Raw genomic sequence first — 1,699 nt, 5'->3', positions numbered from 1 at the left:
CGACCAGACCCCTTGGGTGTTATAGGGTCAAGCCTCACGGGCCATTAGTACACGTTAGCTCAACGCCTTGCAGCGCTTCCACACCGTGCCTATCAACCAGCTGGTCTCGCTGGGCCCTTCAGGAGGCTCTAGGCCTCAGGGATGTCTCATCTTGAAGGGGGCTTCCCGCTTAGATGCTTTCAGCGGTTATCCCGTCCGCACATAGCTACCCGGCAATGCCACTGGCGTGACAACCGGAACACCAGAGGTGCGTCCACTCCGGTCCTCTCGTACTAGGAGCAGCCCTTCTCAAACATCCAACGCCCACGGCAGATAGGGACCGAACTGTCTCACGACGTTCTAAACCCAGCTCGCGTACCACTTTAAATGGCGAACAGCCATACCCTTGGGACCGACTTCAGCCCCAGGATGTGATGAGCCGACATCGAGGTGCCAAACACCGCCGTCGATGTGAACTCTTGGGCGGTATCAGCCTGTTATCCCCGGAGTACCTTTTATCCGTTGAGCGATGGCCCTTCCATACAGAACCACCGGATCACTAGAACCTGCTTTCGCACCTGCTCGACGTGTCTGTCTCGCAGTCAAGCACCCTTATGCTCTTGCACTCACTGCACGATGTCCGACCGTGCTGAGGGTACCTTCGTGCTCCTCCGTTACTCTTTGGGAGGAGACCGCCCCAGTCAAACTACCCACCACACACTGTCCTCGATCCGGATAACGGACCTGAGTGAGAACGCCAATGATGCCAGGCTGGTATTTCAAGGTTGGCTCCCCTCGAACTGGCGTCCGAGATTCAAAGCCTCCCAGCTATCCTACACAGGCAACATCAGCGTCCAGTGTGAAGCTATAGTAAAGGTTCACGGGGTCTTTCCGTCTAGCCGCGGGTACACCGCATCTTCACGGCGATTTCAATTTCACTGAGTCTCGGGTGGAGACAGCGTGGCCATCATTACGCCATTCGTGCAGGTCGGAACTTACCCGACAAGGAATTTCGCTACCTTAGGACCGTTATAGTTACGGCCGCCGTTTACCGGGGCTTCAATCAAGAGCTTCGGACGAATCCTAACACCATCATTTAACCTTCCGGCACCGGGCAGGCGTCACACCCTATACGTCCGCTTGCGCGTTAGCAGAGTGCTGTGTTTTTACTAAACAGTTGCAGCCACCTGGTATCTTCGACCGGTTCGGGCTTAGAGAGCAAGTCTCGTCACCCTACGCCGGCGTGCCTTCTCCCGAAGTTACGGCACCATTTTGCCTAGTTCCTTCACCCGAGTTCTCTCAAGCGCCTTGGGATTCTCACCCTGACCACCTGTGTCGGTTTGGGGTACGGTCGCACATGATCTGAAGCTTAGAGGCTTTTCCTGGAAGCGTGGCATCAATGACTTCCTGACCGTAGTCAGTTCGTTTCGTGTCTCGGCCTTAAGGCATCCCGGATTTACCTAAGATACCAGCCTACTCACTTTCACCAGGACAACCAACGCCTGGCTCACCTAGCCTTCTCCGTCCCCCCATCGCAATCATGTCCGGTACAGGAATATTGACCTGTTTCCCATCGACTACGCCTTTCGGCCTCGCCTTAGGGGCCGACTCACTCTGCTCCGATTAGCGTCGAACAGAAACCCTTGGTCTTCCGGCGAGGGAGTTTTTCACTCCCTTTATCGTTACTCATGTCAGCATTCGCACTCGTGATACCTCCAGC

General features: G+C 55.5%; 1 rRNA gene. It reads right to left on the bottom strand.

Features of this window, described 5'->3' with window-relative positions:
• Positions 1-23: 23 nt before the first annotated feature.
• Positions 24-1,699, bottom strand: a 23S ribosomal RNA gene (locus K7H08_RS18295); the annotation flags it as partial.

Origin of the sequence: Halomonas sp. IOP_6, assembly GCF_021151565.1 — a bacterium.
Classification (GTDB): domain Bacteria; phylum Pseudomonadota; class Gammaproteobacteria; order Pseudomonadales; family Halomonadaceae; genus Vreelandella; species Vreelandella alkaliphila.
This window is presented reverse-complemented; position numbering and strand designations above follow the sequence as displayed.